A 24042-nucleotide genomic window follows, 5' to 3' on the forward strand; every position below is an offset into this window, starting at 1 on the left:
CATAACCTTTACTATTAAAATATTATTTTCTTGAAACAATAATCTATCTCTTTCTGTCAAAACAAAATTATGTGGCAGGGAAATAACAATTTGTTCTCGATTACTAAATAATTCCAACTGATGCTGAAACAAACGTCTATTTTGCAAAGGCAACATACATGGCGGCAATTTTCCAAACTCAGTGACGAGTTCTGGAGAAATATATGCCGCAGAAGTTATTAAAATCATACCAATGAATGAATGAATTCTTTTTCTTTTTTCAACATGGCAATAATTTCCTCATAACCCATATTTATGAATTCTGATGGTCGAATCGACTTGTCATCAATATAAAAACCCTCAAAACCACACCAAGGCTTGCCAATATAAACCTCGTCAAAAGGCACATTATATTTTCCCAACCATTCTACTATATTGGGCAAGGTATAAACATTTATTTTGCCCACATTAGATTCATAAGTACGCATATTACGACTGGAATTGATAGCAATTTCAAATCCTTGGGCTTTGCACTGGATGCAAGACATCGATGAAAGAGCTTGAATAGGAACACTGTTCACATAATCTCCCTCTTACCGTTATTGAAATGGTATCATCTAAATCTACTATCAATCTTTTCATTTTTTTAATTTATTTTAAAATATCCAATCTTTTTTCTGTCAATATTTTAATTAATCCAAAATACACACCTATAAACAAACCAAATTCTATGAAAAATTTATTATTTGCTTTAAAAGCACTTCAAATTCATAGTCTTTAACAAAAAAATGTAATTCTATTGTCTGAAACTTAAATTTTCAACTCCCTTTAGGATGGAGGTCAACCAGAAAATTCTATTTTAAACTTTAACTTAAATCTGTAACTGCTTAAACGATTTCCTTTCAGTCAAAAACAACAACGCCATAAGCCTTGATCCCCCCAATACCCAAATTCCTTTAGGTCTTTCCCAAAAAAACGCTCTTTAAGCAATGGCAAAATGGCCTGATACAAATTACATCTTTACTTCTTTAATTTTATCTACATTTTCCAAGAACCAGTGGTAAGTTTTCTGAATACCTTCTTCTAAATCAACCTGGTGTTTCCAACCTAAATTATGCATTTTGGTTACATCCATTAACTTTCTTGGTGTTCCATCAGGTTTTGTAGCGTCCCAAATAATCTCACCTTGGTGTCCTGTGATTTTTTGGATTGTTTCTGCCAATTCTTTTATGGTTAAATCTACTCCTGTTCCTACATTATACAAATAATCTGGAAGTTTATTTTCTAGAGCAAAAACAACTGCCTCTGCCATATCGTCTACAAATAAAAACTCACGCATAGGTGTTCCACTTCCCCAAAGCGTAACTGATTCATGATTATTTTCTTTTGCAATATGGAATTTTCGTACCATCGCTGGCAATACATGAGAAGTGTTCAAATCGAAATTATCGTATGTCCCGTATAAATTAGTTGGCATTAAACTCACATAATCTTTTCCAAATTGTTTTCGAATGGCTTGACAAGCTTTAACACCCGTGATTTTTGCAATAGCATACCATTCATTTGTTGGTTCCAAATCTCCAGTAAGCAAACATTCTTCTTTCAAAGGTTGTGATGCTAATTTTGGATAAATACAAGAACTTCCCAAGAAAATAAATTTCTCTACTCCAGTTTGCATTGCCGAATCAATAAGATTATTTTGGATTTGCATATTTTCCATAATAAACTGATATGGATAATCATTATTGGCTAAAATTCCTCCAACTTTTGCAGCAGCATCTATAATTACGTCTGGTTGTTCCTGAAGCAAATACTCTTTAACAGCTACTTGATTTCTTAAATCCAACTTATCGCTAGACGCTCTCAATCAAATTCGTATATCCTTTAGCTAAAAGTGTTCGCCAAATTGCAGACCCCACCATACCATTATGTCCAGCAATATAAATTTTATCGCTTTTATGCTGTAAATGTAAATCTAACATTTATTCGTATTGATTTTTAATGACATAACCGTGAGATTTAAGCAAAGCTTCTTTTTCTGAAATGATCCACGTCTGCTGCAACCATTTCCTTTACTAAAGCTGCCAAATCATATTTAGGCACCCATCCTAATTTAGTCTTAGACTTAGTTGGATCACCAATTAATACGTCCACTTCTGTTGGGCGGAAATAACCAGGGTCGACACCAACAACCTCAGTGCCTACAGCAATCTGAAATTCAGGGTTTGAGCAATTCACTACAAAACCTTTTTCTTCTACCCCTGATCCCTTAAATTCTAGTGCTATCCCAACTTCGGAAAAAGCCATTCGAACAAACTCACGAACACGAGTAGTTACTCCCGTTGCAATTACAAAATCTTCAGGTTCATCTTGCTGTAAAATTCGCCACATGGCTTCTACATAATCTTTAGCATGTCCCCAATCGCGTTCTGCTTCTAAATTACCCAAATATAATTTAGACTGTAAGCCTTGAGCTATCTTAGCAACTGCCCTTGTAATTTTACGGGTAACGAAAGTTTCACCACGAAGAGGACTCTCATGATTGAACAAAATTCCATTACAAGCAAACATTCCGTAAGCCTCACGATAATTCTTAGTTATCCAAAAACCATAAATTTTAGCTACACCGTATGGAGAACGTGGATAGAAAGGTGAACTTTCATCATAAAAGCCTTTTTCATTCTTATTTTCTGCTAAACCACCATATAATTCAGAAGTTGAGGCCTGATAAATTCTAGTCTTTTTTTCTAAACCTAGTATTCTTACTGCCTCTAAAATTCTTAATGTTCCAATGCCATCAACATTGGCTACATATTCTGGAGAATCAAAACTAACTTTAACATGGCTCATAGCGCCCAAATTGTAAATTTCGTCTGGTTGAACCTCCTGCACAATTCTGATTAAATTTGTCGAATCAGAAAGATCTCCATAATGCAATTTGAATCTAACATTTTTATCATGAGGATCTTGATACAAATGATCGATGCGATCCGTGTTAAAAAGAGAGCTTCTTCTTTTAATCCCATGCACTATGTAACCTTTTTCTAATAATAATTCAGCTAAATAAGATCCATCTTGGCCTGTGATACCTGTAATTAATGCTACTTTCATTTTTTTGCTATTTTATCCTCGTTTTTTAAAAGTATTTTTTATATTGTTTAAGATGCTCTCATCCTTTTCTTGACCATAGTTTCCGTATCCATATCCATAACCATAGTATTTGCTAATGATATCATTTACAATTATTCCTAAATTTTTCATCTTCCCACTTCGGTAGAGTTCTTCGACGATAGTTAGCTGATTTTTTTGAGTGACCTTTTGCCTAACTAAGTACAGGGTGACATCAGCATACACAGATGAAGAGCTGCGCATCAGCAATAATTCCAATGGGTGGTGCATCCATTATAATATAATCGAATTGATCCTTTAAATCACTAACCAATTGTGGTACTCTACCAGACATCAAAGTCTCTGCGGGATTAGGAGGTAACGGACCAGAAGATATTATAAACATATTTTTGTTAATCGATAAAGGCTTTATTATATTTTCAGCCCTTAATGATGCATCTATAGTATAATTACTGAAGCCAATATCGTTGGACACACCTAGTTTTGCAGATAAACCTGGTTTTCTTAAATCCAACTCCATTAATAGAACTCTTTTCCCAGCTAATGCTAAGATATTTCCTAAGTTTATTGCCGTGAAAGATTTCCCTTCTCCACTCATACTGGATGTAAGCAAGATTACCTTCTCGTCACTATTCTTAAGATAAAACGACAAATTTGTCCGTAATGCCCGGAATTGCTCCGAAATTGCAGATCTACCCTTATTTGCAACAATCAGATTATCGCCCTCCATATTATGGCTGATCTCACCAATGATTGGTACAACCGTATTATTACTTATATCTTCTTTCGAAGAGACTGCGGTATTAAATAAGTCAGCAACAAAAACAAAACAAGTAGGAACAATTAAACCGATCAGAATCCCTGCTAAATAAATAATATTTTTCTTTGGACTAATCGGAGCAACCTGAGCCTTTGGAGGATCTATAGTTTTAGCAATTGATATATTAGATGTTTTAGAAATGGCAGTCTCCTCTGCTTTTTGCATTAAAAAGATATACAGTTCTTGCTTAATCTGCTGGTTTCTAGCCAATTTTAAATAATCTTTTTCAATCTGAGGGACACCAGCTATCTGATTTATATTTTGATTGACCTGTGTCCTCAATTTATTCCTAGTTACTACAAAGCTATTTTTTGTTGATTGAATATTCGCCAAAATCCCCCTGCGTAAACCGGCTATTTGATTATCAATATTTTGTATAAATGGACTTTCTTCTGTAACACTTAACAATTGTTTATCTCTCTCAATCAAAAGCGCATTATACTGGTTCATCAAGCCTGAAAAAACCATGTCTGAAGGTAAAGGGAACTCGGGAATACCCTCTTATTTTTAGTCTCATCTTTTAAATAGTTTTCCAAATCATTCAAAACAGTTACCTGCGTTTCAGCCTTAGCTAACTCTGTAGTAAATTCACCCGAATTCTGCACAAGCAACTTACCTTGTTCAGACATATCTGCTAATTTATTACCTTGTTTAAAAGATTGAACTTTATTTTCTACATCCCCCAGTTCCCTGGCAATAATACTAAGCCTGTTTTGGATAAATTTCGTAGTACTATCGGCAATTATATTTTTGTCCTCTAAATTAGATTTAATATATCTGTTTATAATTGAATTTAGTATATCTTCACCTTTTTTAGGAACTGAATAAGATAAACCCAAGTCAATAATGGTTGCCTGCTTATTTGATACTCCGACGTTCAATTGTCCCATCAAAGCAGCCACCCTTTGATCGATTGAAGAAACGTCAATAGTAAATTCACCTTTGGGTAAACTTTGTAAGGCAGGATCAATAGAAAGCATTATTAATCCTATGTTCGGAACTTTGAAAGTTTGGTTGAAGTTTACTTCTGCTTCAAAATCCTTGCAAATGACTTTTATCTTATTCTTTGAATAACCCTCAATTCTTAAACTCGTTGGCCTAATTGTATCAATAGCCTTAATGATAGTCAGCTTCAACGGAGATTCATAAATTTCACTCCGAACCCAACTGTCTTTTTTGCTGTAAACAATATTGAGTTGCATCTGCCGAACAACTTGTTCCATCAGAAATCTTGTCTTTAAGATTTCTGCCTCATTATCGACAGAATTACTTCCAGCTATTAAACCGCCAAAATCCATCAGCGCGCCTGCTTGTTTAGCGACGCCCCCACTTTTACCATTGTCATTAACCAGTACCTTTGCAGTAACTTGATAAAGTGGTGGGGTAAATTTTATATAGAAAAAGGCTATTAAAATTCCTGCTATTAAACTAAAAACAAACCAAATCCACTTATCTAATATTTTATCGAAAATACCCTTCAGATCAATATTATCTTCTTCTTTATTATTTTTTAAACCTTCTTGCAAAATGTTCATATAAAATTTAAAAGCAACTTATTATTTAAAACTTGTGATAGCAACAACCAGAACTGATAGTACGGAAGCTATTACGCTGATCGTTTGGATTTGTGCAGAATTTGTTGCCGCGACCTTCTTTTTATTAGGTTCAACATAAATCACATCATTTTGCTTCAAATAGTAAAATGGACTGTTGAAAATATTAGACGAATTCAAATCCAACCTAGCGAATTCCTTTTTTCCGTCATTGTCTCTGATTACCATCACGTTTTCACGCTTACCATAAATAGTTAAATCGCCGGCTAAACTTAGAAGCATCCAGGATGGTCACTTTTTCATTTGGTAAAGTGTAAGCCGAGGGGGCATTCACTTCCCCCAAAACACTCACTTTAAAGTTTGCAAACCGCAACTGAACATTTGGTTCCTTGTAGTAAATACTCACTTTATCCTTAATCAACTCACGAGCTTGATAAGTTGTTAATCCAGCAACCTTTATTTTTCCTATCAAAGACAATTCAATTTCTCCATTTTTATCGACTAAGAAACCTGTACTTTGAGTAGCTAAGCTATTATTTGTGTTACCTCCTAATGCAGGCGTATTTGCAGCTTGATTAACGACTGCACCGCTTTGAGGGTTTAACGTGAAAATGTTGATACTTAATATATCATCGGGTTGAATCTGCGGTTCGACAAAAGTTGCAGCATTTTCTAATTTTGCCTGATTAACTGTTTGAATATCCTGAAAATAGGCTATTTTTTTATTACTTACACAGGAAGTGCTCAGTGCAACGATAAACAAGGTAAAACCGATGCTTAGCGTCTTAATCACGTTATATTGTTTATTCATAGTATTCATACTGCCTCGAAATGTATTTTACAAAACAGACAGGTTACAAACTTAATCATTTAATTGTAATATCTGTGTCTTAGATTGAGAGATATACTCGTGCTTGGTATTATTTTTTCGCTTCGGATAAAACTAAACTTTTATTAACCTTTTTATAAAGCACTTAAGTCATTCTCTAGTTAAAGATTTCCTTATTTCTAAATTCATAATTACCAATCAAATCATACAGCTTCCCCGATTGCACCGCTTGAGTCAGCGTATTCAGATGCTTATCATGGTGCAAATCTGTACCGGCCAGATCATACATATCTTCTTTCAACAATGCGTCGGCTAATGCCTTTACTTCTTTACCATAATAACCTAAAACTGATAGCAGATTAAGCTGCAGAAGACAACCTTTCTCTTTAAATCTTCGTAACCTGGTTTTGTCTTTAAAATAAAATGTATAACGCTCCGGGTGGGCAAGAATGGGTTTATAACCTTTGATTTCAATATCAAAAACCGTCTGGCTGATCCCGGGGCTTTCATTCAGGTACGACATCTCGATCAGTACATGCTTGCCATCTAAAGTACACAGCGGTTTTTCGAGAGAGAAATCCTGGTCAATCATGTATTCGGCAGCAGCCCCCAAAGTTAAAGATATATTCTGATGCTTCATTTCAGTTTGGAGCAAATCTTTTGCACTTTTAATTGTCTAGGAGTATTCGGATAAAGTTCTTTGTAAATATGTGGTGTTGCGAATAATTGATCGAATCCTAATTCCTGTAGGCTTTTAACGATACGTACAGAAGTAGTTAAATCCGGAGAACCATCGTCAATGCCCGGTAAGATGTGCGAATGAATGTCAACACCTAGCCAAGAAATATCGGTTACTTTATTTTTTTTTGTAAAAAAACTTAACATATTTTAGAGAAATGGGATAAAGGTAAAGTTTATAGCTTATAATTTACTTTGACCACCCTACCAAAAAAATATCATTATGATCATCTATTTTTATATATAAACTATAATAAGCTAATTTTATTATTGCAATATGTACTTATAACTTCAAATTAAAAGTAAAGATATTAATTTCGCATTAAAGAGTCGAGGAAATCAGTCAAAAAGTAGATCCCTTTTTTTGATTAATTTCTTATGTAATAACTTAAGCCAAAAGATTACGTATTCCTAAGAGGATAATCGATTGATAATAAGATGCAAACATAGATAATACAGGTCTTTAACAATATAAAATTCGTAGCTTATTACAATCTGATTGATCTTCTGCGACATAAAATGCTATCAAGGTATCAATTATACTCACTTCGCATATCGTAATTAATGATAGTACCTATTATCACAAGTCATTTCACAGCCTAGCATCTACCAAATCTCTATTTATAAAAGATTTTGTATCAAAAATAACAGTCCCATTATCCTTAAATCCCGCATAATCCAGTTCTAAGAACTGTTTGTGCGCCACCGCTAAAATGACCACATCATAATTTTTAAATTCACGGCTTTCGATCAGATCGATATTATAATCTGCTTTCACCTCATTTGCATTGGCCCAGGGGTCATATACATCAACCTCCATACTAAATGATTTTAGCTCTTTATAAATATCAATTACCCGGGTATTGCGCGTATCTGGACAATTTTCTTTAAAAGCAAAACCAAGGATGAGCGCACTGGTACCATTAATAACTTTATCTCTTGAAACCAGCATTTTAATTACCTTATTGGCTACAAACATCCCCATATTGTCATTAACCCTTCGCCCCGATAAAATCGCCTCAGGTTTATAACCCAAAGCTTCCGATTTATGCGCCAGGTAATAAGGATCAACACCAATGCAATGCCCCCCAACCAAACCAGGTTTATAGTTTAAAAAATTCCACTTGGTAGCAGCAGCAGCCAATACATCAGCCGTATCAATCTCCATCCGGTCGAAAATTAAGGCCAGTTCGTTTACAAAAGAAATATTCACATCACGCTGTGCATTTTCTATCGCTTTTGAGGCTTCAGCAACTTTAATGCTTGGGGCCAAATGCGTGCCAGCGGTAATAATAGAAGCATAAAGTTGATCAATTTCAACAGCAATTGCAGGAGTAGAGCCAGAGGTAACTTTTTTGATTTTAGTTAGCGTATTAACTTTATCGCCCGGATTAATCCTTTCTGGTGAATAACCACAGAAAAAATCGATGTTATATTTTAAACCCGATATTTTCTCTAAAACAGGAACGCAATCTTCCTCAGTACAACCTGGATAAACAGTAGATTCATAAATGACAATATCGCCAGGCTTAAGTACAATACCCAACATTTTACTGGCCGCAAGCAAAGGTTGCAAATCTGGCCGTTTAAGATGATCGATAGGAGTAGGAACTGTAACGATATAAATTGCGCACTTAGCCAGGTCGGCTATATTGGCACTTAATGTTAAACCTGGTGTAGATGCAGCAACTACATGTCCTAGATCTTCCAGGTCGGCTTCATTTGTGCGGTCTTGTAAATTATTTAACTCAGCAACCCGATTTTCATTGGTGTCAAAACCAATAACATCGTATTTTTTAGCAAATTCGATAGCCAGGGGTAAGCCAACATAACCCAAGCCAATAATGGCAATCTGCTTTTGTGTAGTCATTTTTTCTTTCGGTAATTGGCCAAAGATAAGATAAATCAGTAAAAGCTTTAATTGTACCTGATTCAATTCTAGAAATCGTAAACCATAAAGCTTACAGACAAAAAACTAATATCAAACAGATTAGAACAACACAATGCTTAAATGCACTGATTTCTCTTATATAGCAAGACTGAAGATTGAATAGGATGTGGTAATTTGTAATATTACTTATTCATAATTCTACTATAAGGTTTGTAATTCCCGCGCAGGCGTGAATCTTAAAGTTCATGCATTACAATTAGTAATCAGCTTTGAGTATAAAATGCAAAAAAAATCTCCAGCCAATACCATCGTATCAACCGGAGATTTAATTTAATGCGTTATTAAACGATATTAACCTTTTACTTAATCTGTTTTAGCAGGTAACTGCCATAACCGCTTTTAACCAGTGGGGTAGCAATAGCCTTAAGTTGTGCTGCATCAATAAAGCCCATGCGGTAGGCAATTTCTTCAATACAACCGATTTTCAACCCTTGTCTTTCTTCAATAATCTGAACAAACTGTCCAGCTTGCATTAAAGAAGTAAAAGTACCTGTATCCAACCAGGCAGTACCCCGGCTCAACACGCCAACCTTTAGTTTATTGCGTTCTAAATACACACGGTTTACATCAGTAATCTCGTATTCTCCACGTGGAGAAGGTTTAATGTTTTTTGCAATTTCAACAACTTCATTATCATAAAAATACAACCCAGGCACCGCATAATCAGATTTTGGCTCAACTGGTTTTTCTTCAATTGAAATAGCATTTTTATCCGCATCAAACTCAACCACACCGTAACGTTCAGGGTCGGCTACCTGATAGGCAAATACTACACCACCATCCGGATCAGAACTGGCTTGTAGCAATTTAGCCATTCCGTCACCATGAAAAATATTATCGCCCAATACCAGGGCCACTTTATCCTTGCCGATAAATTCTTCCCCAATAACGAAAGCTTGTGCTAAACCGTTTGGTTCTGCCTGTACAGCATAACTAAATTTACAGCCCAAACTTGCCCCGTCACCCAACAACTTCTCAAAATTAGGGAGATCGTGTGGGGTAGAAATAATCAGGATTTCTTTAATCCCTGCCAACATTAAGGTTGATAGGGGATAATAAATCATCGGTTTATCATAAACCGGCATCATCTGTTTACTACAGGCAAGCGTTAAGGGATGCAAACGTGTTCCGCTGCCGCCAGCTAAGATTATACCTTTCATATTAGTATTAGATTTGAGATGTGAGACAATAGATTTGAGATGAATGGCTCTATCTCAACATCTGTATTACTTCTATTTATTAATTTGTTTTATACACTCCACTAAGCTATCTCTCCAGTAAGGAATTTCGATATTAAATGTTGCTTTGATTTTGCTTTTATCCATCACCGAAAATGCTGGTCGGATCGCTTTGGTTGGGTAATCAGATCCAGGGATAGGGTTAACCTTAACCACAGTTTCGCTGATATCAAAAGTAGCCTTTGCAAAATCAAACCATGAGGTTACGCCTTCATTACTATAATGGTAAACACCATAAGCAGTTGATGAAGAATCGATAATAGCGAAAATAGCATTTGCCAGGTCGATAGCATAAGTAGGGGTACCCACCTGATCAGCAATAACATTCAGCTCATCACGATCAGCACCAAGTTTTAACATCGTTTTAACAAAGTTGTTGGCATATTCAGAATACAACCAACTCGTACGGATAATAAAATGATTGGGCAGTTTAGCGGCTACGGCCAGCTCACCATCCAATTTGGTTAACCCATAAACGTTGATCGGTTTTGCTTCATCATCTTCCTTTAGCAACTTAACACTATTGCCTTCAAAAACGAAATCGGTTGATACATGAACCAAAGCTGCTCCATTGGCCAAACAGGCGGAAGCCAGGTAAGCAGCACCGGTTTCATTAATGGCTTTAGCCAGCTCAGTTTCATCCTCTGCTTTATCAACAGCGGTATAAGCCGCACAATTAATTACAAAACCAGGTTTTTCTGCCGCTAAAAGCTTGTTCAATCCGCTTTCATCTAAAATATTGGCATCCTGTTCTGCGGGAAAAACAATTTCCGTGATACCTCTTCTTTCAGCAACCGTTTTTAAACATTGGCCCAACTGTCCGCCGGCACCAATTACTAATATTTTACTCATATATGCTGTAAAGCTGAAAAAGGTTTCAAAAGAAGGTCTTTATCAGATATAGCCTGGTCTTCTTCAGGGATTAACCAATCGATATTTAAATCCGCATCATTATAAATCACCCCTGTTTCCGAAGCTTTATTAAAAAAATTATCGCATTTATATAAAAACTCTGCGGTTTCACTCAATACAGAAAAGCCGTGTACAAAACCTCTAGGAATGTACAACTGCAATTTGTTTTCAGCACTTAAACGCACGGCAACGTGTTTGCCATAAGTTGGAGAACTTGGGCGTACATCTACAGCAACATCCAATACCTCACCCTTGGTTACACGCACTAGTTTAGCCTGTGCAAATTCTCCGGTTTGGGCATGTAAACCGCGGATAACACCATAAGAAGAATAAGATTGATTATCCTGAACAAACCGCCCGGATAAACCTGTTTTTTCCTCGAAGCTATTTTGATTAAAACTCTCAAAAAAATAGCCTCTCGGGTCTTCAAAAACCCTTGGCTTAATAATCAGGCAGTCTTTTAACCCTGTTTGTTCAATTTCCATTATTTACTGCTGTACTGTTGTTCGTAATACGATTGATAGTTACCCGAAGTAACATTGTTTAACCAGTCTTCATTTTGTAAATACCAGTCTACCGTTTTGGCCAATCCTTCTTCAAACTGTAAGCTTGGCACCCAGTCAAGCTGATTTTGTAACTTGCTCGAATCAATGGCATAGCGTAAATCATGCCCAGCACGGTCGGTTACATAAGTAATCAGCTTACCCGATTCACCCGCTTCACGCCCCAATTTCTCGTCCATAATGGTACAAAGCAAGTTGATCAGATCGATATTTTTCCACTCGTTGTGGCCGCCAATATTATAAGTATCGCCAGTTTTTGAATTGTGAAAAATCACATCAATTGCACGGGCATGGTCTTCAACCCATAACCAATCGCGAACGTTTTCACCTTTACCATAAACGGGTACTGGTTTGTTATTTTTAATATTGTTAATGGCTAGCGGAATCAGTTTCTCAGGGAAATGATGAGAACCATAATTGTTTGAACAGTTCGAAATCACACAATCCATACCGTAAGTATCATGATACGCCCGTACAAAATGGTCAGAACTTGCCTTTGATGCAGAATACGGGCTATGCGGATCATAAGCGGTAGTTTCAGTAAACATACCTTCTTCGCCTAACGCGCCATAAACCTCATCAGTACTTACATGGTAAAAACGTTTTTTGTCGTAATCACCTTTCCAATATTCGCGGGCCGCATTTAATAAATTAACGGTGCCAATAACATTGGTAATCACGAAAGCAGTGGGGTCAGAAATAGAACGGTCTACGTGGCTCTCTGCGGCCAGGTGAATAACTGCATCGAAGTTTTCTGTTTTAAACAGATCAAACATCGCCGTAGCATCCGTAATATCTTCTTTTACAAATCTGTAATTTGGTTTATTTTCAATGTCGGTTAAATTAGCAAGATTACCTGCATAAGTAAGTTTGTCTAAATTAACAATCTCATATTGAGGATAGTTATTTACAAAACGGCGGACAACATGAGAGCCAATAAAGCCCGCACCACCAGTGATTAAGATTTTTTTCACAGTTATTAAATGATTTTCAATTCTGCTAAAGTAAGGTACATTTCCACAAAAAACAACTTAATTTCGGCATTGCCTTAAATCTAAATGAATTAAGAGATAAGCAATTATTGCATTTAACTAAGTCCTGTCTGATATAAATAGATAATCCAACTCATCCGATAGATATGCGTAGCTGAAGTATAGATGAAGCGTAGATACAATATAGTTAATGCCTTTTCAGCACATGATACAGTTTCCATGCCACAATAAATAAATTATGGAGAAGTTTAAAGCAAGAAGCCTTAAAGTATTTTAACTAAGGTGAACTTGAATATAACTTTTTAACTACAAATTCACGAAGAAACCTCTGCAATCATAATTTTTAATAAACAAACTAGATTTACATCGCAGCTACCGAGCTTTCCAGCTCTTTATACCACTCTTCTCCATACTTACGGATAAGTGGTCCTTTTAAAAAGCTGTACACAGGAACCTTAAGCTCACGGCCGAAAGTACAGGCATCATGGCAAATATGCCAGCGGTCGTAATTTAACACATCAAATTCCGGGTATTTGGTAATCCGGATGGGATATAAATGGCACGAAATCGGCTTTTGCCAATCTACAATTCCTTGCTCATATGCTTTTTCAATCGCACATTTGGTAATGCCGCCTTCAAAAAGTACATAAGCACATTCTTTATTTTTATCTACACAAGGAGTAGTAAGGTCGCCGTCTTCATCTACCACATACACACCCTGCTCTTCAATCGCCTTTATGCCTTTTTCATTCAGCAAGTGTTTAATTTTAGGATAAATCTCTTCAAGAACAGCCTTTTCATCGTTATCCAATGGCGCACCAGAATCACCCTCCACACAACAGATTCCTTTACATTTGCTTAAATTACAAACAAAGTTCTCTTTCAATACATCCTCGTGCACCAGCACCTGTTCAACTTCTATCATCATTATTCTTTTGCTAAAGCATATTTCAGCCCACTGGCCGATTTTAATTCCATGGTTACTGCACCAACCAATATCTCTACCTGTGCCTTTACAGGCACACGGTTTCCGTCATCCGTAACCCAAAGATATAACCTACTGTCTTTTTTGAATATTCTACCCGGCTTAATTGAGGGGCTAAACTTTAAACAACGGATATTTCCCAATTTACTCTTAATGGTTTCTTTCCCGACATACTCCACTTCCAATGCTGAAATCTCATCTCCTAAAAAGTAGTTCAGCTTAAACTTGTCACCTGTTTTGATTTTACCGATATCAAGGCTCCGGGCAAAATAATAAGCAGAAACTAGGTCAAAAGTTTGCGTCGTTGGCGTGGTAAATGTTCCTCTGTTGGAAACCACTTTTTTAGCATCCTGGTTAAACCTGGCCTTATCCTGCCGATTATAACTGGCTTCGCGAATATTCTCCTGATAAAAATACGGCAACAAATCTGTTTTATCAATATAGGAATCATAATGGTCCCTTATTTTGTAAAACACATCGAAAGTGCCTGAGGTCTGTGCATCAACGGAAAGTTTATAGGTAGGCTTATTATCAAATTTTAAATCTGAGTTGGCTACCTTAATCGTAGCTTCCGCCGCTGTAATAAATCCGTACCTTAATTTATATTGAAGAACTTCTCCCTCCTGAAATACGGCTTCCTTTTTCAGTGGAAGTTCCTGCGCTGTTGCGAAAAGGCTAAACAAACTTATCGTAAGGGTGATTATTGCTTTCTTCATGCTTTTGTATCCATTTGTGTGTGTCGATGAAAGAACGGTCTTATACAACTGGTCAAATTCTTTCACCAATGAAGATATACAAAAAGCAAACCAAAATTTAATCTTTTCGCTTATATACCGGAACAGTAGAGGCAGGGCTCACCGAACATAATGCTCTTTACCACCGGGGTAAGCAGATTGGTAACCTCCACATAAGCAGAAACCGGAACATCAATATCCCCGCATCCTTTTACCACCACACGCTCATTTGCATAATCCTGTGGATTAATTTTGCCAAGCGCTTTGGCAAATAATACAGCCTCCAGGGTATTTAAATCCCCAAATACCACTTCATTGGCATAGGGTTGTAATCGGTTGGCCAGTAACATATATGCCCAGGTAGGAACTATCGCATCTGCAGAGCAGGTAATGGCTACATTCTTTCCTTCGTATTGTGTCCAGTCGTGATTTTTGATAAATTCCCTGAAATCTTTCTCTCTCAGCATTAAGCCATGAAAAAGATTATCTACGATATCATATAATACCCGCTCGCCTTTATGATAAAAATCTTCAAGGTTTAAAGTGATCAAACCGCTATTGGCTACCTTATTAATAATGTTTTCCTGAATTTCCATGGCCTTAAATAAAAAAACCGTTCCGACTGATCATCGGAACGGTTACAAAATTACGGAATTTCTAATTAATAGAATTTCACACGATTGTCTTTTATCTTCGCATTTTCTTGTAAAGCCTGGAAAGCAGATCCTAATGAACGCTGGCCTAAACTTAACAACATGCTTTCTTTTTGCTTGAACATATTTGCAATTGGTGCAGGATTTGTAAATCCATCAACAGAAAATACATAAACACCACGCTCACCTTGCACAGGGCTGATACTTTACCTGGTTGAGAACCAAAAACACTTCCCACCAATGCATTTTCTTGTGCCACACCCGGAATTACAGGGTTAGCAAACACAACATTTTGAACTGGATTAACCGGACGCGCTATTTTTGATGCAATTTGATCTAAACTTGCTTTACCAGCATTCGCCAGTTTTTCTTTTAATAATTTTGCTTTAACAGCATTGATCACCATTGGCTCGATTTCTTTTTTCACATCATCTAAAGCTAAAATGCCTTTTGGACTGATTGAAGTTAAACGGGCAACTACGTAAGCATTGCTCATGGTATAAATTTCTGGCAAAACATCACCTTTTTCAGCAGCATAAGCATCCTGGATCAATTTACGTGGGTTATCCAGTCCTGCAGCAAAGCCTTGAGTTGGAGCAACCTTATCAGCAACTGCAACTTTCAATCCTTTTTGTGCAGCAAATTTGCTAAAATCATTACCTTTTACATCTGTTAAGAAACTGCTTGCTGCTTTATAAGCCGCTGCCTGAGTTTTGCTACTCGCTGCCAATGCTTTTTCTACATAAGCCAACTTAGCCACTTTAGATGAACCGATCTGTTTTTCGATTTTAAGGATATGGTATCCGAACTGGGATTTTACCACTTTAATATCTCCTGCTTTACCATCAAATGCAGCATTTTCGAATTCAGGTACCATCGCACCACGTGCAAAAGTTGGCAATTCACCACCTTTATCTTTCGAACCGTCAACACTATAGTTTTTAGCCAGTTCAGCAAAGTTGCCTCCTTTTAAAATTAATCCTTTTAAAGAGTCAGCCAATTTAACTGCCTCTATCTTCACCACCAACTTTAGCCGGATCGATTAAGATATGGCTTGCTTTTACCGAATCAGGAGAGATGCGTGTAGAAACAACTTTGATGATTTTATATGAGTTACCTGTTAATTTAGGACCATAAAAACTTCCGGCAGGTAAAGCAAACACCGCTGAATCGACAGCTGGATCTAATTTACCTTTAGTAATATAAGTAAACGGAACCTTAACGTCTGAATTGATTGCAGCGAAAAGTGAATCGTTTTTAGCCACCTGGAAATCAGCAGCAATTTTATCAACCTGAGTTTTAATGGCTAATGAATCTGCTTTGTTCGGACTGATACTAAAAGTAACATATTCGAAAGCACGGGTTTCTTGTGGATTGTTGAAACGCGCTTTATTCTGATCATAATATTCGCTATAATCTGCATCCGTTACTTTAACCGATTTATCAGGTATAGATGCATAATCTAAACTTACATATTTAAAGTTAGCCAGTTTGTTGCGGTTGTTATATTCATCAGTAGCCTCTAATGAAGTTACATAAACCGAATTACGGATCAGGTTAGAGTATTTGGTTTGTAACGCCTGGTTTTTAATTTCTTCCTGCAACATATTGGATTGTTGTATAGCTTGAGCTTCTTTCGATTTAAGAAAGTTCATCAGTGTTACACGATCCAACTGCCCGGTTTGAGGGTTAGAGAAATATTGTTTGATAAGCGGGCTAGGGTTCTGGCCTTGTAATAAATCCACAAGTTCATCTTCCGATACCGTTAAACCCAAACGGTCATATTCTTTGGTTAATAAAACTTTAGCCAATTCTGCATTCCAGGCCTGGTCTACAGCCATGGCAGTCATCTGTGCATTTGCACTACCGCCATATTGTTGTTTCATCTGGTTTACACCTTGATCAACTTTTGGTCCGAACTCATCAATATTGATATCGTTACCATCAATAGAACCTACTACCTTTTGATTTGCCGACCAAAAAGGTTTACCCACGTTAATTGCATCACCTACTAAAAATGCAACAATTGCAAAACCTATAGCAAAGACCAGGATATAGCCCGCACGGTTACGCAAAAATGTCATTAATCCCATATTGTAATTATAAATTTATTTAGTTCTTTTTTAAGAGGGCGCAAGATACAAATTTGCCTTAAAAAAGAAAACACAAAATTTTATTTATCAAGTGTTTAATTTTTAAGTAAATAGAAGCCTCTTTTTCCTGATAGAATGACCGTATTAATGAATAAATAGGTTAAGGGGCCACGCCTTCTTTCATGTTCAGTTCTCCGTTTCCACTATCCATTTCATAAGTGCTAAAATCCTGCGGGGCTTTAAAGTTAATTCCTTCTCCCACGCTACCATCCGCCCCCCTAACATACACCCTTTGATTTGAATAAAAGAACTTCTTGGATTCATCCCAGATCAGTTCCTGAGAAGAAAAAGTATCACCTTTACTGTTTTTTACCACTACATTTTTCCTGAATTCAGTTTTAAGTTCAGTATCCTTCCTAATGGCATAATCGCAAACCAGGTTTCCATCAATGGTTCCGTTCGGGTTGTAAAAATCAATATTTACGCCTTTGATCATTTCCTGATAAGAGCTGCCGTTAGATGGCGTAACCTTATCCAATATCGGAGCTGTACCTTTGGCCTTTAATCTGGCCGAATCGCTGTAAACAATATCTACACCAATGGTACGGTCTCTGGTTAAGGTTACCTTATTTGCAGAAACTGAATTTGCATTTTTTAGATCGTCGTCTCCACAAGATGCCAAAAACAATGGCAACACCAGAAACAGACCATATAAAAATGTTCTACAGTTCATTAGTCTACACGGTACTTACGAAACCAGGTATCGTTTAAAGTAAAGCCAAGGTGGAAATTGATGTACTGTTCTTTAACAAGATTGTTGTTGAGTGTGCCTCTTTGGCCAACCTCAGTTGTGAAGTTAATTTTATAAAATGCAGTACCACCGCTTGCAGTAGGCAGTGGGAAACCAAAACCTAAAGATGCGCCCATTTGCTTAATGTCTTGATTATTGATCTGAATATAAGTTTTATCATAACTTACACCTAAACGGTAATCAACTCGTTTCATGTAACTGTTATAAGAAAAAGCATCAGGCGTCCATTGGCCACCTAAAGATGCACCCCAGCTGTCTTGCAAGCCTTGGTTTACATTATTTATGCTAGTTTTAGACCATTTACTCATTCTAAAATCTGCACCGATTAACCATTTATCATTTTGTTGAATGGCAATACCAAAATTATGTGTTAAAGGTAAAGTAAGGTTAGATTTTCCATTATCCACTGTGTTTAGCGTGTCTGCTGCGGTACTTTCATTACCATCCACATCTCTTGTATATAGCGTAGCGTAAGAGGTTAGCGTAGAATTTACTTTTCCTGAAGTACTTCCAGAGTATCCTAAAGTAACGATGGTTTTCTTGCCTACATTAAAATCGTATTGGATACCATATGAATAATTTAAACCGCCAACACTATTTTTAGTCTGAAGTTTAGCATTGTAAGAACCGGCACTATTAAATTCAGTAGCACGGCTGGTTTGAAGGTTACCGAAAATATATTCCAGGTTACCACCAATTCTTAAATGGTCGCCAAAGCGGTAACCATAACCCAAATAAGCTTTTGATAAGCCACCTTCACCTTCATATAATTGATCCAATGTTGTGGTATCAACTTTAACCGTATTCCTATAATTATAGCCCAAATCAGAGTAAGGCAAAATACCAAAACTCAAAGCTGATCTTCTGGTAACCGGAGCAGCAAATGCCAAATGGCTAAATGTAGAGTTAAAGCTCGATTCTTTTAAGTTATTGCGTGATAAGCTGGTTACACTTGCACTCATACCAATATCTATCGTTGTTAACGAAATACCAGCATACGATGCAGGGTTTTGCATATTGATGTTATTGAAACCTGTTACTTTACTCACGGCAGTAGAAATTCCACCCATTGCCCTAAACTGTGGCAACAAAGATCCTTTTATATTTCCAAGTCCATATCTTGAATATGGTGATGATGTGGTAACCTGTGCCTGAGCACCAAAACCACAAACTAGAACGAGTATGGCTGCAATATAATTTATTCTTCTGTACATTTTAATCTGCAATAGCTTCATTTAATCCTTTTAACACCAGGTAGGGATCTTTTATAATTTGAGGGGCAAAGATGCTGTTTTGTAATTGCTTATACAAAAAATTAGCATCACCACCCGTTATAATTACCTTCAGGGCACTTTCTTTCTTATTATTTAAGGCAATAAAGCCTTCAATTTCATTTATTATACCTTGCAAAACACCGTTTTTAATTGCCGATAATGTGTCAGTCCCTTCTACTATATCCTCTTTTGCATCCCACTCTACCAATGGCAAACGGCCGGTAAACTCATGCACAGCCTTAAAACGCATATTTATACCAGGGCTTATGCTGCCGCCAAAATATTCTTTTGATCCGCTTAAAGCATCATAAGTAATACAGGTGCCGGCATCTACAACCAAACTTGCACTTGCAGGATACAATCCGTTTGCACCCAAAATTGCTGCCCATCTATCCAATCCTAAAGTAACGGGTGTTTTATACCTGTTTTGCACTCCGTTAGTCAACATGGTTGAAAAGCGGATATAATCGGTATGCTTTTTTAAAAATACTTCCAGCGGACCAACTTCCTGGTTAACACTGCTGATGATTGATTTGGCCGGTGCAAATTTTTCAATCAATTGAGCCAGATCAAGTATCCCAAGTTTATTGAAACGCTGGTGATGAACAATCTCTTTTTTTGCAAAAACAGCAACCTTTGCCGAAGAATTTCCAATATCAATGCTTAGCCTACGCATCTATAATCTCCCTCCGCAAATAATATGTTGTTTAGAAATTCCAATGACTCCATTTTTATCAATCCGATTAAAACTAAAAAAGCTTTAATTCTAAAATCATGCACAAAGCTATTAATCTTTGTCAAGTTTCGTTCTAGTTATTTGTTAAAAAAGGTTAAACAAATAGAAAATACTGCACCGAAAGCACAAATAAAAGGAACAATGTTTCGTAAAACCAACGTTTTTTAGCATTACTGAAATAGTAGGCCAACAGTACCGATCCGGGTGGTACACATAGCAGGAAATGCCACGTTCTGAAATCAGGTTTGAGGTAAAAACTGACCGCCGATACAATAAACATGAAAAACAACAGCTGAAAACTTTTACGGGTGCTGATAAAACTCCTGAAGAAATTTTCGCGCAGCTGAAGTGATGCGAGTATGATAATTATCGCTACCGGGATGAGCACCAAATAATCGTTGTAATTAATTTTAAAAACAGAAGGGAATTTATTGCCCAGCGGTTTCCAGATCTGGTAAAACGAACTTAAATTATCGTTCCAGTAGTAAAATACCGCCAGAAAAAAGAATACGGTTATAAATCCGATCAACCCGGCCAACCACTCCCGCCAGTTAAAAGACCTAAACAGCAGCAAAGCCAAAAAGATCATCAGCAGCATGGCCATAAAAGGGAAGTAAATCAGTGTGCCTACCGCGATGATCATCCCGATATCGAAAACGGTGGTGATGGAGTTGGCACTTTTACCCAGCTTTAAAAATTTATCAATAATCCAGATCAGCAAAAAATTACAGATCAATGCCGGAGAGAGGATCATAAAAGGCATAAATAAACTTGTTCCCGTAACAAACATCAGTCCCGGTAAGAAACTGGGTTTAGCAAGTAAATTGTGGTTATTTACTATCCTGTTAAAAATTAAAGCCTGAATAAATACCAGCACCGCAGCAATAAAAATATTGGTGGACGGATTAAAGGCATTATCTAAATCTATATTAATCAAAAGCCTTGCAAATGGCTCCAAGAAATCGAAGTTTAATTGCGCAGGAATCTCATAAAAAATGGCCATACGCATAAAAAATGTGTAAACCAGCAGCAACAAGAGGTTAATTGGACTTAGCTTTCTAAACTGATTAATCATGCCTTTTTAAAGAGTAGGCAAAGTAAAGAAAATAATTTAAGAGTAGCAGCAGAAAGACTAAGGCCGGGCATACTTCTTCACCATATCATCAATAATCTGCGCGGTTTCATCAGGAAAATGAAATTCGTGCTGCTGAGGATTTTCCACCCAATTTTTAATAATAGGAAGCCAGTTTCTCGTACTTCCCCAAATTACAGGCAAACCAAACTGTTTTAGGGCGTAAGCATTACATTGCTGTTCAAACTGGAAACGCATTGGGGCAACAAGTAGCTTTTTCTTTAAATAAAGTGCTTCTGCGGGTCCTTCAAACCCACCGCCTGTAAACAATCCTTCACAGGTGGCTAAACTTTTATTAAATTTTTCGTTGTTAACGGGTGCCACAAAAACATTTCCCTCCTGGTAGGATTCTTTGCTGTGTTTTGAGAAAATTTCCCACTTAATGTCGGGAATTTGCATAAAAAGCTTCACGAGGCGTTTATCATCAATAGCAGGAAGGTACACCGTATAATGACCTAGATTTTGGCTTTCCATGTTGCGGATCTCCGCCCTGATTACCGGGGTATGAATAAATGTATCGTAGCGGTCGAAGTGAAAGCCAATGTGGTATTTTGTAGGAGCATAACGGCTCAAAATAAGCTTTCCCCAATCCAAAGTTCTCGGCCTGGGTACTTTTTTTGATTTAAATGCAGCTTGATGGCTCAATGATACGCATTCTATACCTTGCAGCTTACAGGCCCAGGCACTTACGGGTTCAAAATCGTTTACAATTAGGTTGTAATCTTTAAGCTGAAGCTGCTTCATGTCTTTCCTGAAACGGAAAAGATTCATGTTCAGCCAGGTTTTGAAATGATCTACGCCGCCTTTTTTCCCAAATATAAAGCTGAAACCGTGCAATTGATATTTTACGGGCTGACTGAGTTTTACATCGGCCTGTGTTCCGCTTACTAAAATATCCAGTTCGCCATATTGCTGTAACAAAGGAATAATTTCCCTCGCCCTGCTGATATGGCCATTACCTGTTCCCTGTATTGCGTAAAGTATTTTCATTTATGCCCGAATATCTAAAATTATTGGGCAATTTCATATTTTATATTCTGTAAAAGAATATTTATATCCAGTTTACTTTTTAAATCTTCAGCATCAGAGAGCAATCCTTCATCCAGTTCATCTTTTGTAAAGTGTTGATGTTCATACTTAAATACGGTCCAGGTTTTGTTATCATATTCCAAAGCAGTTAAACTTTCAACCCAATCGCCGCTGTTCAAATAAGTAACTTTTCCACCTTCAGTAGCAATTTCGCGCTGTTCTGCCTGGTGGATGTGCCCACAAACTACATATTGATATCCTTTTTCAATGGCCAGTTCTGCTGCAGTTTGTTCAAAACTATTAATGAATTTAACAGCATCTTTAAACCTGGCTTTTATTTTTTTCGAAAAGCTCATTTTTTCCCTGCCAAATGCGGTAAGCACCCAATTTACAAAGCTATTGATCAGGATTAGAGTATCATAGCCAACCGCCCCGAGTTTGGCGAGCCATTTAGAATGTTGCATGGTTACATCAAAAACATCACCGTGGAAAAACCAGGCCCTTTTACCATCTAACTCTAAAATTAATTTATTCTGAAGGTGGAAAGTTCCCATTTCCATGCCGTCGAATTTGCGCAGCATTTCATCATGGTTTCCTGTTAAATAATGAACCTGAACGCCTTCTGAAACAAATTTCATCAATTTACGGATGACTTTCATGTGCGATTCGGGCCAGTAACTTTTGCTGAATTGCCAGATATCGATGATATCCCCATTTAAGATTAATATTTTAGGTTTAATGCTTTTCAAATATTTTAAAAGCTCTTTTGCATGGCAGCCATAAGTGCCCAAATGTACATCGGAAATTACGACTACATCTACGTTTCTTTTATCCATAAACGGGAAATTTTAGGGGGAAGAATTTTATTACCGCTCGTTGGGTCAGTTTAGAGATAAAGTAAAGGTGTTACCACTCTTCTTCCTCATCAAGTTTTACCTCAAAGGGGCTAAAGAAATAAAGTACAACAATTAACAAACACACGGCAAAGAATGACTCTAACATATTACCTGATTTTACATTACAAATGTAAGACACTGGATATCAAACAAATGTTACGACATTGTTAAATTATTATTCTCAGGGTTAAAGTCTGTTAAAATGACTTAGAATGGTTAAATGATGCCTAATTTTTTGTTTATGCTATTTTTATAAATCGGACATTCTTCTCATCAAAGACTATTGCGCTTGAATAAATAAGAAGATAAAGAGTTCTATTTTGAAAGGCTATGTTTCGATTCGCGCCATGCCCACGGTGCAATTGCATTTTGCTCTTGCCAGAGGCCGATTTTGTTTTTTCTGGCTGTGATTTCCAGTTGCGCGTACAGTGAATCACTTGAATATTTTTTAAAATGCCAGGCCATTCCCTGTTTAATCATTTCCTGATTTACCACTTGCTTTTTACGATTAATGACAACGGCAATTAACCTTCCATAACGGTCGTATTTCTGGCCTTGTACGTTTACCATTTGCCCGAAACATAAATCGGACAGTGCTTTTTTAGCCTGATTACCAAAAGGCTGCTTACCTCTTTTTTCCGGACAATCGATATGGGCCAAACGTATTTTTAAAGGTTGGTTCTGGTACAATACTTCCATCGTATCGCCATCTAAAATGCGAATTACTTTTGCGGTAAAAACAAGGTTGCTGTAATTTCTCGGTTTGCTTCCACCAGGTTGAATGAAACAGCTTTGCAGGGTTAGCAGCAAAAAGAGAACACTTAATTTCCCTTTTCCCAACCGCATAATGTTTTTCCGTCCTTTTTGGCTTTTTCTATATCCACCTTTACAATTCTATAGGTGCAATTGCTTAAACCGCGACAATTAGAGGTATAATGATATTTTTTTGCACCCGGGCTATTGCATAGGTATACAGTTGTGGTTTCTTTGCAAGC

General features: G+C 36.9%; 25 protein-coding genes and 1 pseudogene. All 26 read right to left on the reverse strand.

Features of this window, described 5'->3' with window-relative positions; translation table 11 throughout:
* Positions 1–228, reverse strand: a 228-nt coding sequence (locus AC0IWE_RS18555) for a hypothetical protein (RefSeq protein ID WP_471794239.1), incomplete at its 3' end; no start/stop codon positions are given.
* Positions 225–560 carry an HAD family hydrolase gene (locus AC0IWE_RS18560; protein WP_471794240.1) on the reverse strand — a complete coding sequence of 112 codons (336 nt, stop codon included), beginning with the start codon at positions 558–560 and terminating at the stop codon, positions 225–227. The genes AC0IWE_RS18560 and AC0IWE_RS18555, both read right to left, overlap by 4 nt.
* Positions 561–991: 431 nt before the next feature.
* Positions 992–1825, reverse strand: a complete 834-nt coding sequence (locus tag AC0IWE_RS18565) for a GDP-L-fucose synthase family protein (RefSeq protein WP_471794241.1) — start codon at positions 1823–1825, stop codon at positions 992–994.
* 173 nt (positions 1826–1998) lie between these two features.
* A complete protein-coding gene (gene gmd, locus AC0IWE_RS18570; RefSeq protein ID WP_471794242.1) occupies positions 1999–3090 on the reverse strand; it encodes a GDP-mannose 4,6-dehydratase in 1092 nt (363 codons plus the stop codon).
* Between the two features lie 232 nt (positions 3091–3322).
* Positions 3323–4396, reverse strand: a complete 1074-nt coding sequence (locus tag AC0IWE_RS18575; RefSeq protein WP_471794243.1) for a polysaccharide biosynthesis tyrosine autokinase — start codon at positions 4394–4396, stop codon at positions 3323–3325.
* Positions 4378–5463 (reverse strand): GumC family protein, encoded by a 1086-nt coding sequence (locus AC0IWE_RS18580; protein WP_471794244.1) that lies wholly within the window; start codon positions 5461–5463, stop codon positions 4378–4380. The genes AC0IWE_RS18575 and AC0IWE_RS18580 overlap by 19 nt, the downstream gene beginning before the upstream one ends.
* Before the next feature lie 259 nt (positions 5464–5722).
* Positions 5723–6292 (reverse strand): polysaccharide biosynthesis/export family protein, encoded by a 570-nt coding sequence (locus AC0IWE_RS18585; RefSeq protein WP_471794245.1) that lies wholly within the window; start codon positions 6290–6292, stop codon positions 5723–5725.
* Positions 6293–6467: 175 nt separating this feature from the next.
* On the reverse strand, positions 6468–6950 hold the full coding sequence (locus tag AC0IWE_RS18590; RefSeq protein ID WP_471794246.1) for a CpsB/CapC family capsule biosynthesis tyrosine phosphatase: 483 nt from the start codon (positions 6948–6950) through the stop codon (positions 6468–6470).
* Positions 6947–7195: a CpsB/CapC family capsule biosynthesis tyrosine phosphatase gene (locus AC0IWE_RS18595; RefSeq protein ID WP_471794247.1), complete on the reverse strand. Its 249-nt coding sequence runs from the start codon at positions 7193–7195 to the stop codon at positions 6947–6949. The genes AC0IWE_RS18590 and AC0IWE_RS18595 overlap by 4 nt, the downstream gene beginning before the upstream one ends.
* A gap of 445 nt (positions 7196–7640) precedes the next feature.
* Complete coding sequence (locus AC0IWE_RS18600; RefSeq protein ID WP_471794248.1) at positions 7641–8918, reverse strand: nucleotide sugar dehydrogenase; 1278 nt, start codon at positions 8916–8918, stop codon at positions 7641–7643.
* A gap of 380 nt (positions 8919–9298) precedes the next feature.
* A complete protein-coding gene (rfbA, locus tag AC0IWE_RS18605; protein WP_471794249.1) occupies positions 9299–10159 on the reverse strand; it encodes a glucose-1-phosphate thymidylyltransferase RfbA in 861 nt (286 codons plus the stop codon).
* A 72-nt stretch (positions 10160–10231) separates the two neighbouring features.
* On the reverse strand, positions 10232–11089 hold the full coding sequence (gene rfbD, locus AC0IWE_RS18610) for a dTDP-4-dehydrorhamnose reductase (RefSeq protein WP_471794250.1): 858 nt from the start codon (positions 11087–11089) through the stop codon (positions 10232–10234).
* On the reverse strand, positions 11086–11634 hold the full coding sequence (rfbC, locus tag AC0IWE_RS18615; RefSeq protein ID WP_471794251.1) for a dTDP-4-dehydrorhamnose 3,5-epimerase: 549 nt from the start codon (positions 11632–11634) through the stop codon (positions 11086–11088). The genes rfbD and rfbC overlap by 4 nt, the downstream gene beginning before the upstream one ends.
* Complete coding sequence (gene rfbB, locus AC0IWE_RS18620) at positions 11634–12686, reverse strand: dTDP-glucose 4,6-dehydratase (protein WP_471794252.1); 1053 nt, start codon at positions 12684–12686, stop codon at positions 11634–11636. The genes rfbC and rfbB overlap by 1 nt, the downstream gene beginning before the upstream one ends.
* A gap of 379 nt (positions 12687–13065) precedes the next feature.
* A complete protein-coding gene (locus AC0IWE_RS18625; protein ID WP_057930843.1) occupies positions 13066–13629 on the reverse strand; it encodes a DUF3109 family protein in 564 nt (187 codons plus the stop codon).
* Between the two features lie 2 nt (positions 13630–13631).
* On the reverse strand, positions 13632–14405 hold the full coding sequence (locus AC0IWE_RS18630; protein WP_471794253.1) for a DUF3108 domain-containing protein: 774 nt from the start codon (positions 14403–14405) through the stop codon (positions 13632–13634).
* A 97-nt stretch (positions 14406–14502) separates the two neighbouring features.
* Positions 14503–15019: pseudogene (locus tag AC0IWE_RS18635) on the reverse strand (DUF2480 family protein).
* 151 nt (positions 15020–15170) lie between these two features.
* On the reverse strand, positions 15171–16076 hold the full coding sequence (locus AC0IWE_RS18640) for a peptidylprolyl isomerase (protein WP_471794254.1): 906 nt from the start codon (positions 16074–16076) through the stop codon (positions 15171–15173).
* Between the two features lies 1 nt (position 16077).
* Positions 16078–17169, reverse strand: coding sequence for a peptidylprolyl isomerase (locus tag AC0IWE_RS18645; protein ID WP_471794255.1), 1092 nt, complete (start codon positions 17167–17169; stop codon positions 16078–16080).
* 160 nt (positions 17170–17329) lie between these two features.
* Positions 17330–17902 carry a hypothetical protein gene (locus AC0IWE_RS18650; RefSeq protein ID WP_055902609.1) on the reverse strand — a complete coding sequence of 191 codons (573 nt, stop codon included), beginning with the start codon at positions 17900–17902 and terminating at the stop codon, positions 17330–17332.
* Complete coding sequence (locus AC0IWE_RS18655) at positions 17902–19194, reverse strand: OmpP1/FadL family transporter (RefSeq protein ID WP_471794256.1); 1293 nt, start codon at positions 19192–19194, stop codon at positions 17902–17904. Before AC0IWE_RS18655 ends, AC0IWE_RS18650 begins: the two co-directional genes overlap by 1 nt.
* Position 19195: 1 nt before the next feature.
* On the reverse strand, positions 19196–19930 hold the full coding sequence (locus AC0IWE_RS18660) for a type III pantothenate kinase (RefSeq protein ID WP_055902615.1): 735 nt from the start codon (positions 19928–19930) through the stop codon (positions 19196–19198).
* Positions 19931–20084: 154 nt separating this feature from the next.
* Positions 20085–21065 carry a DUF6427 family protein gene (locus tag AC0IWE_RS18665; RefSeq protein ID WP_055902616.1) on the reverse strand — a complete coding sequence of 327 codons (981 nt, stop codon included), beginning with the start codon at positions 21063–21065 and terminating at the stop codon, positions 20085–20087.
* Positions 21066–21122: 57 nt separating this feature from the next.
* The gene (locus AC0IWE_RS18670) at positions 21123–22112 is read right to left on the reverse strand and encodes a glycosyltransferase family protein (protein WP_471794257.1); all 990 of its coding nucleotides are present in this window, start codon (positions 22110–22112) and stop codon (positions 21123–21125) included.
* 20 nt (positions 22113–22132) lie between these two features.
* The gene (locus tag AC0IWE_RS18675; protein WP_471794258.1) at positions 22133–22987 is read right to left on the reverse strand and encodes a UDP-2,3-diacylglucosamine diphosphatase; all 855 of its coding nucleotides are present in this window, start codon (positions 22985–22987) and stop codon (positions 22133–22135) included.
* A 375-nt stretch (positions 22988–23362) separates the two neighbouring features.
* The gene (locus AC0IWE_RS18680) at positions 23363–23893 is read right to left on the reverse strand and encodes a thermonuclease family protein (protein WP_471794259.1); all 531 of its coding nucleotides are present in this window, start codon (positions 23891–23893) and stop codon (positions 23363–23365) included.
* Positions 23894–24042 lie beyond the last annotated feature (149 nt).

It is taken from the genome of Pedobacter sp. AC402 (assembly GCF_979252805.1).

Coding starts and splice junctions, on each gene's coding strand:
- AC0IWE_RS18625 (WP_057930843.1), bottom strand. CDS start 13,629: ATGATAGAAGTTGAACAGGTGCTGGTGCACGAGGATGTATTGAAAGAG.
- AC0IWE_RS18600 (WP_471794248.1), bottom strand. CDS start 8,918: ATGACTACACAAAAGCAGATTGCCATTATTGGCTTGGGTTATGTTGGC.
- AC0IWE_RS18665 (WP_055902616.1), bottom strand. CDS start 21,065: ATGATTAATCAGTTTAGAAAGCTAAGTCCAATTAACCTCTTGTTGCTG.
- AC0IWE_RS18670 (WP_471794257.1), bottom strand. CDS start 22,112: ATGAAAATACTTTACGCAATACAGGGAACAGGTAATGGCCATATCAGC.
- AC0IWE_RS18660 (WP_055902615.1), bottom strand. CDS start 19,930: ATGCGTAGGCTAAGCATTGATATTGGAAATTCTTCGGCAAAGGTTGCT.
- rfbD (WP_471794250.1), bottom strand. CDS start 11,089: ATGAGTAAAATATTAGTAATTGGTGCCGGCGGACAGTTGGGCCAATGT.
- rfbC (WP_471794251.1), bottom strand. CDS start 11,634: ATGGAAATTGAACAAACAGGGTTAAAAGACTGCCTGATTATTAAGCCA.
- gmd (WP_471794242.1), bottom strand. CDS start 3,090: ATGAAAGTAGCATTAATTACAGGTATCACAGGCCAAGATGGATCTTAT.
- AC0IWE_RS18650 (WP_055902609.1), bottom strand. CDS start 17,902: ATGAACTGTAGAACATTTTTATATGGTCTGTTTCTGGTGTTGCCATTG.
- AC0IWE_RS18675 (WP_471794258.1), bottom strand. CDS start 22,987: ATGGATAAAAGAAACGTAGATGTAGTCGTAATTTCCGATGTACATTTG.
- AC0IWE_RS18590 (WP_471794246.1), bottom strand. CDS start 6,950: ATGAAGCATCAGAATATATCTTTAACTTTGGGGGCTGCTGCCGAATAC.
- AC0IWE_RS18630 (WP_471794253.1), bottom strand. CDS start 14,405: ATGAAGAAAGCAATAATCACCCTTACGATAAGTTTGTTTAGCCTTTTC.
- AC0IWE_RS18595 (WP_471794247.1), bottom strand. CDS start 7,195: ATGTTAAGTTTTTTTACAAAAAAAAATAAAGTAACCGATATTTCTTGG.
- AC0IWE_RS18585 (WP_471794245.1), bottom strand. CDS start 6,292: ATGAATAAACAATATAACGTGATTAAGACGCTAAGCATCGGTTTTACC.
- AC0IWE_RS18680 (WP_471794259.1), bottom strand. CDS start 23,893: ATGCGGTTGGGAAAAGGGAAATTAAGTGTTCTCTTTTTGCTGCTAACC.
- AC0IWE_RS18580 (WP_471794244.1), bottom strand. CDS start 5,463: ATGAACATTTTGCAAGAAGGTTTAAAAAATAATAAAGAAGAAGATAAT.
- rfbA (WP_471794249.1), bottom strand. CDS start 10,159: ATGAAAGGTATAATCTTAGCTGGCGGCAGCGGAACACGTTTGCATCCC.
- AC0IWE_RS18575 (WP_471794243.1), bottom strand. CDS start 4,396: ATGGTTTTTTCAGGCTTGATGAACCAGTATAATGCGCTTTTGATTGAG.
- AC0IWE_RS18645 (WP_471794255.1), bottom strand. CDS start 17,169: ATGGGATTAATGACATTTTTGCGTAACCGTGCGGGCTATATCCTGGTC.
- AC0IWE_RS18655 (WP_471794256.1), bottom strand. CDS start 19,194: ATGTACAGAAGAATAAATTATATTGCAGCCATACTCGTTCTAGTTTGT.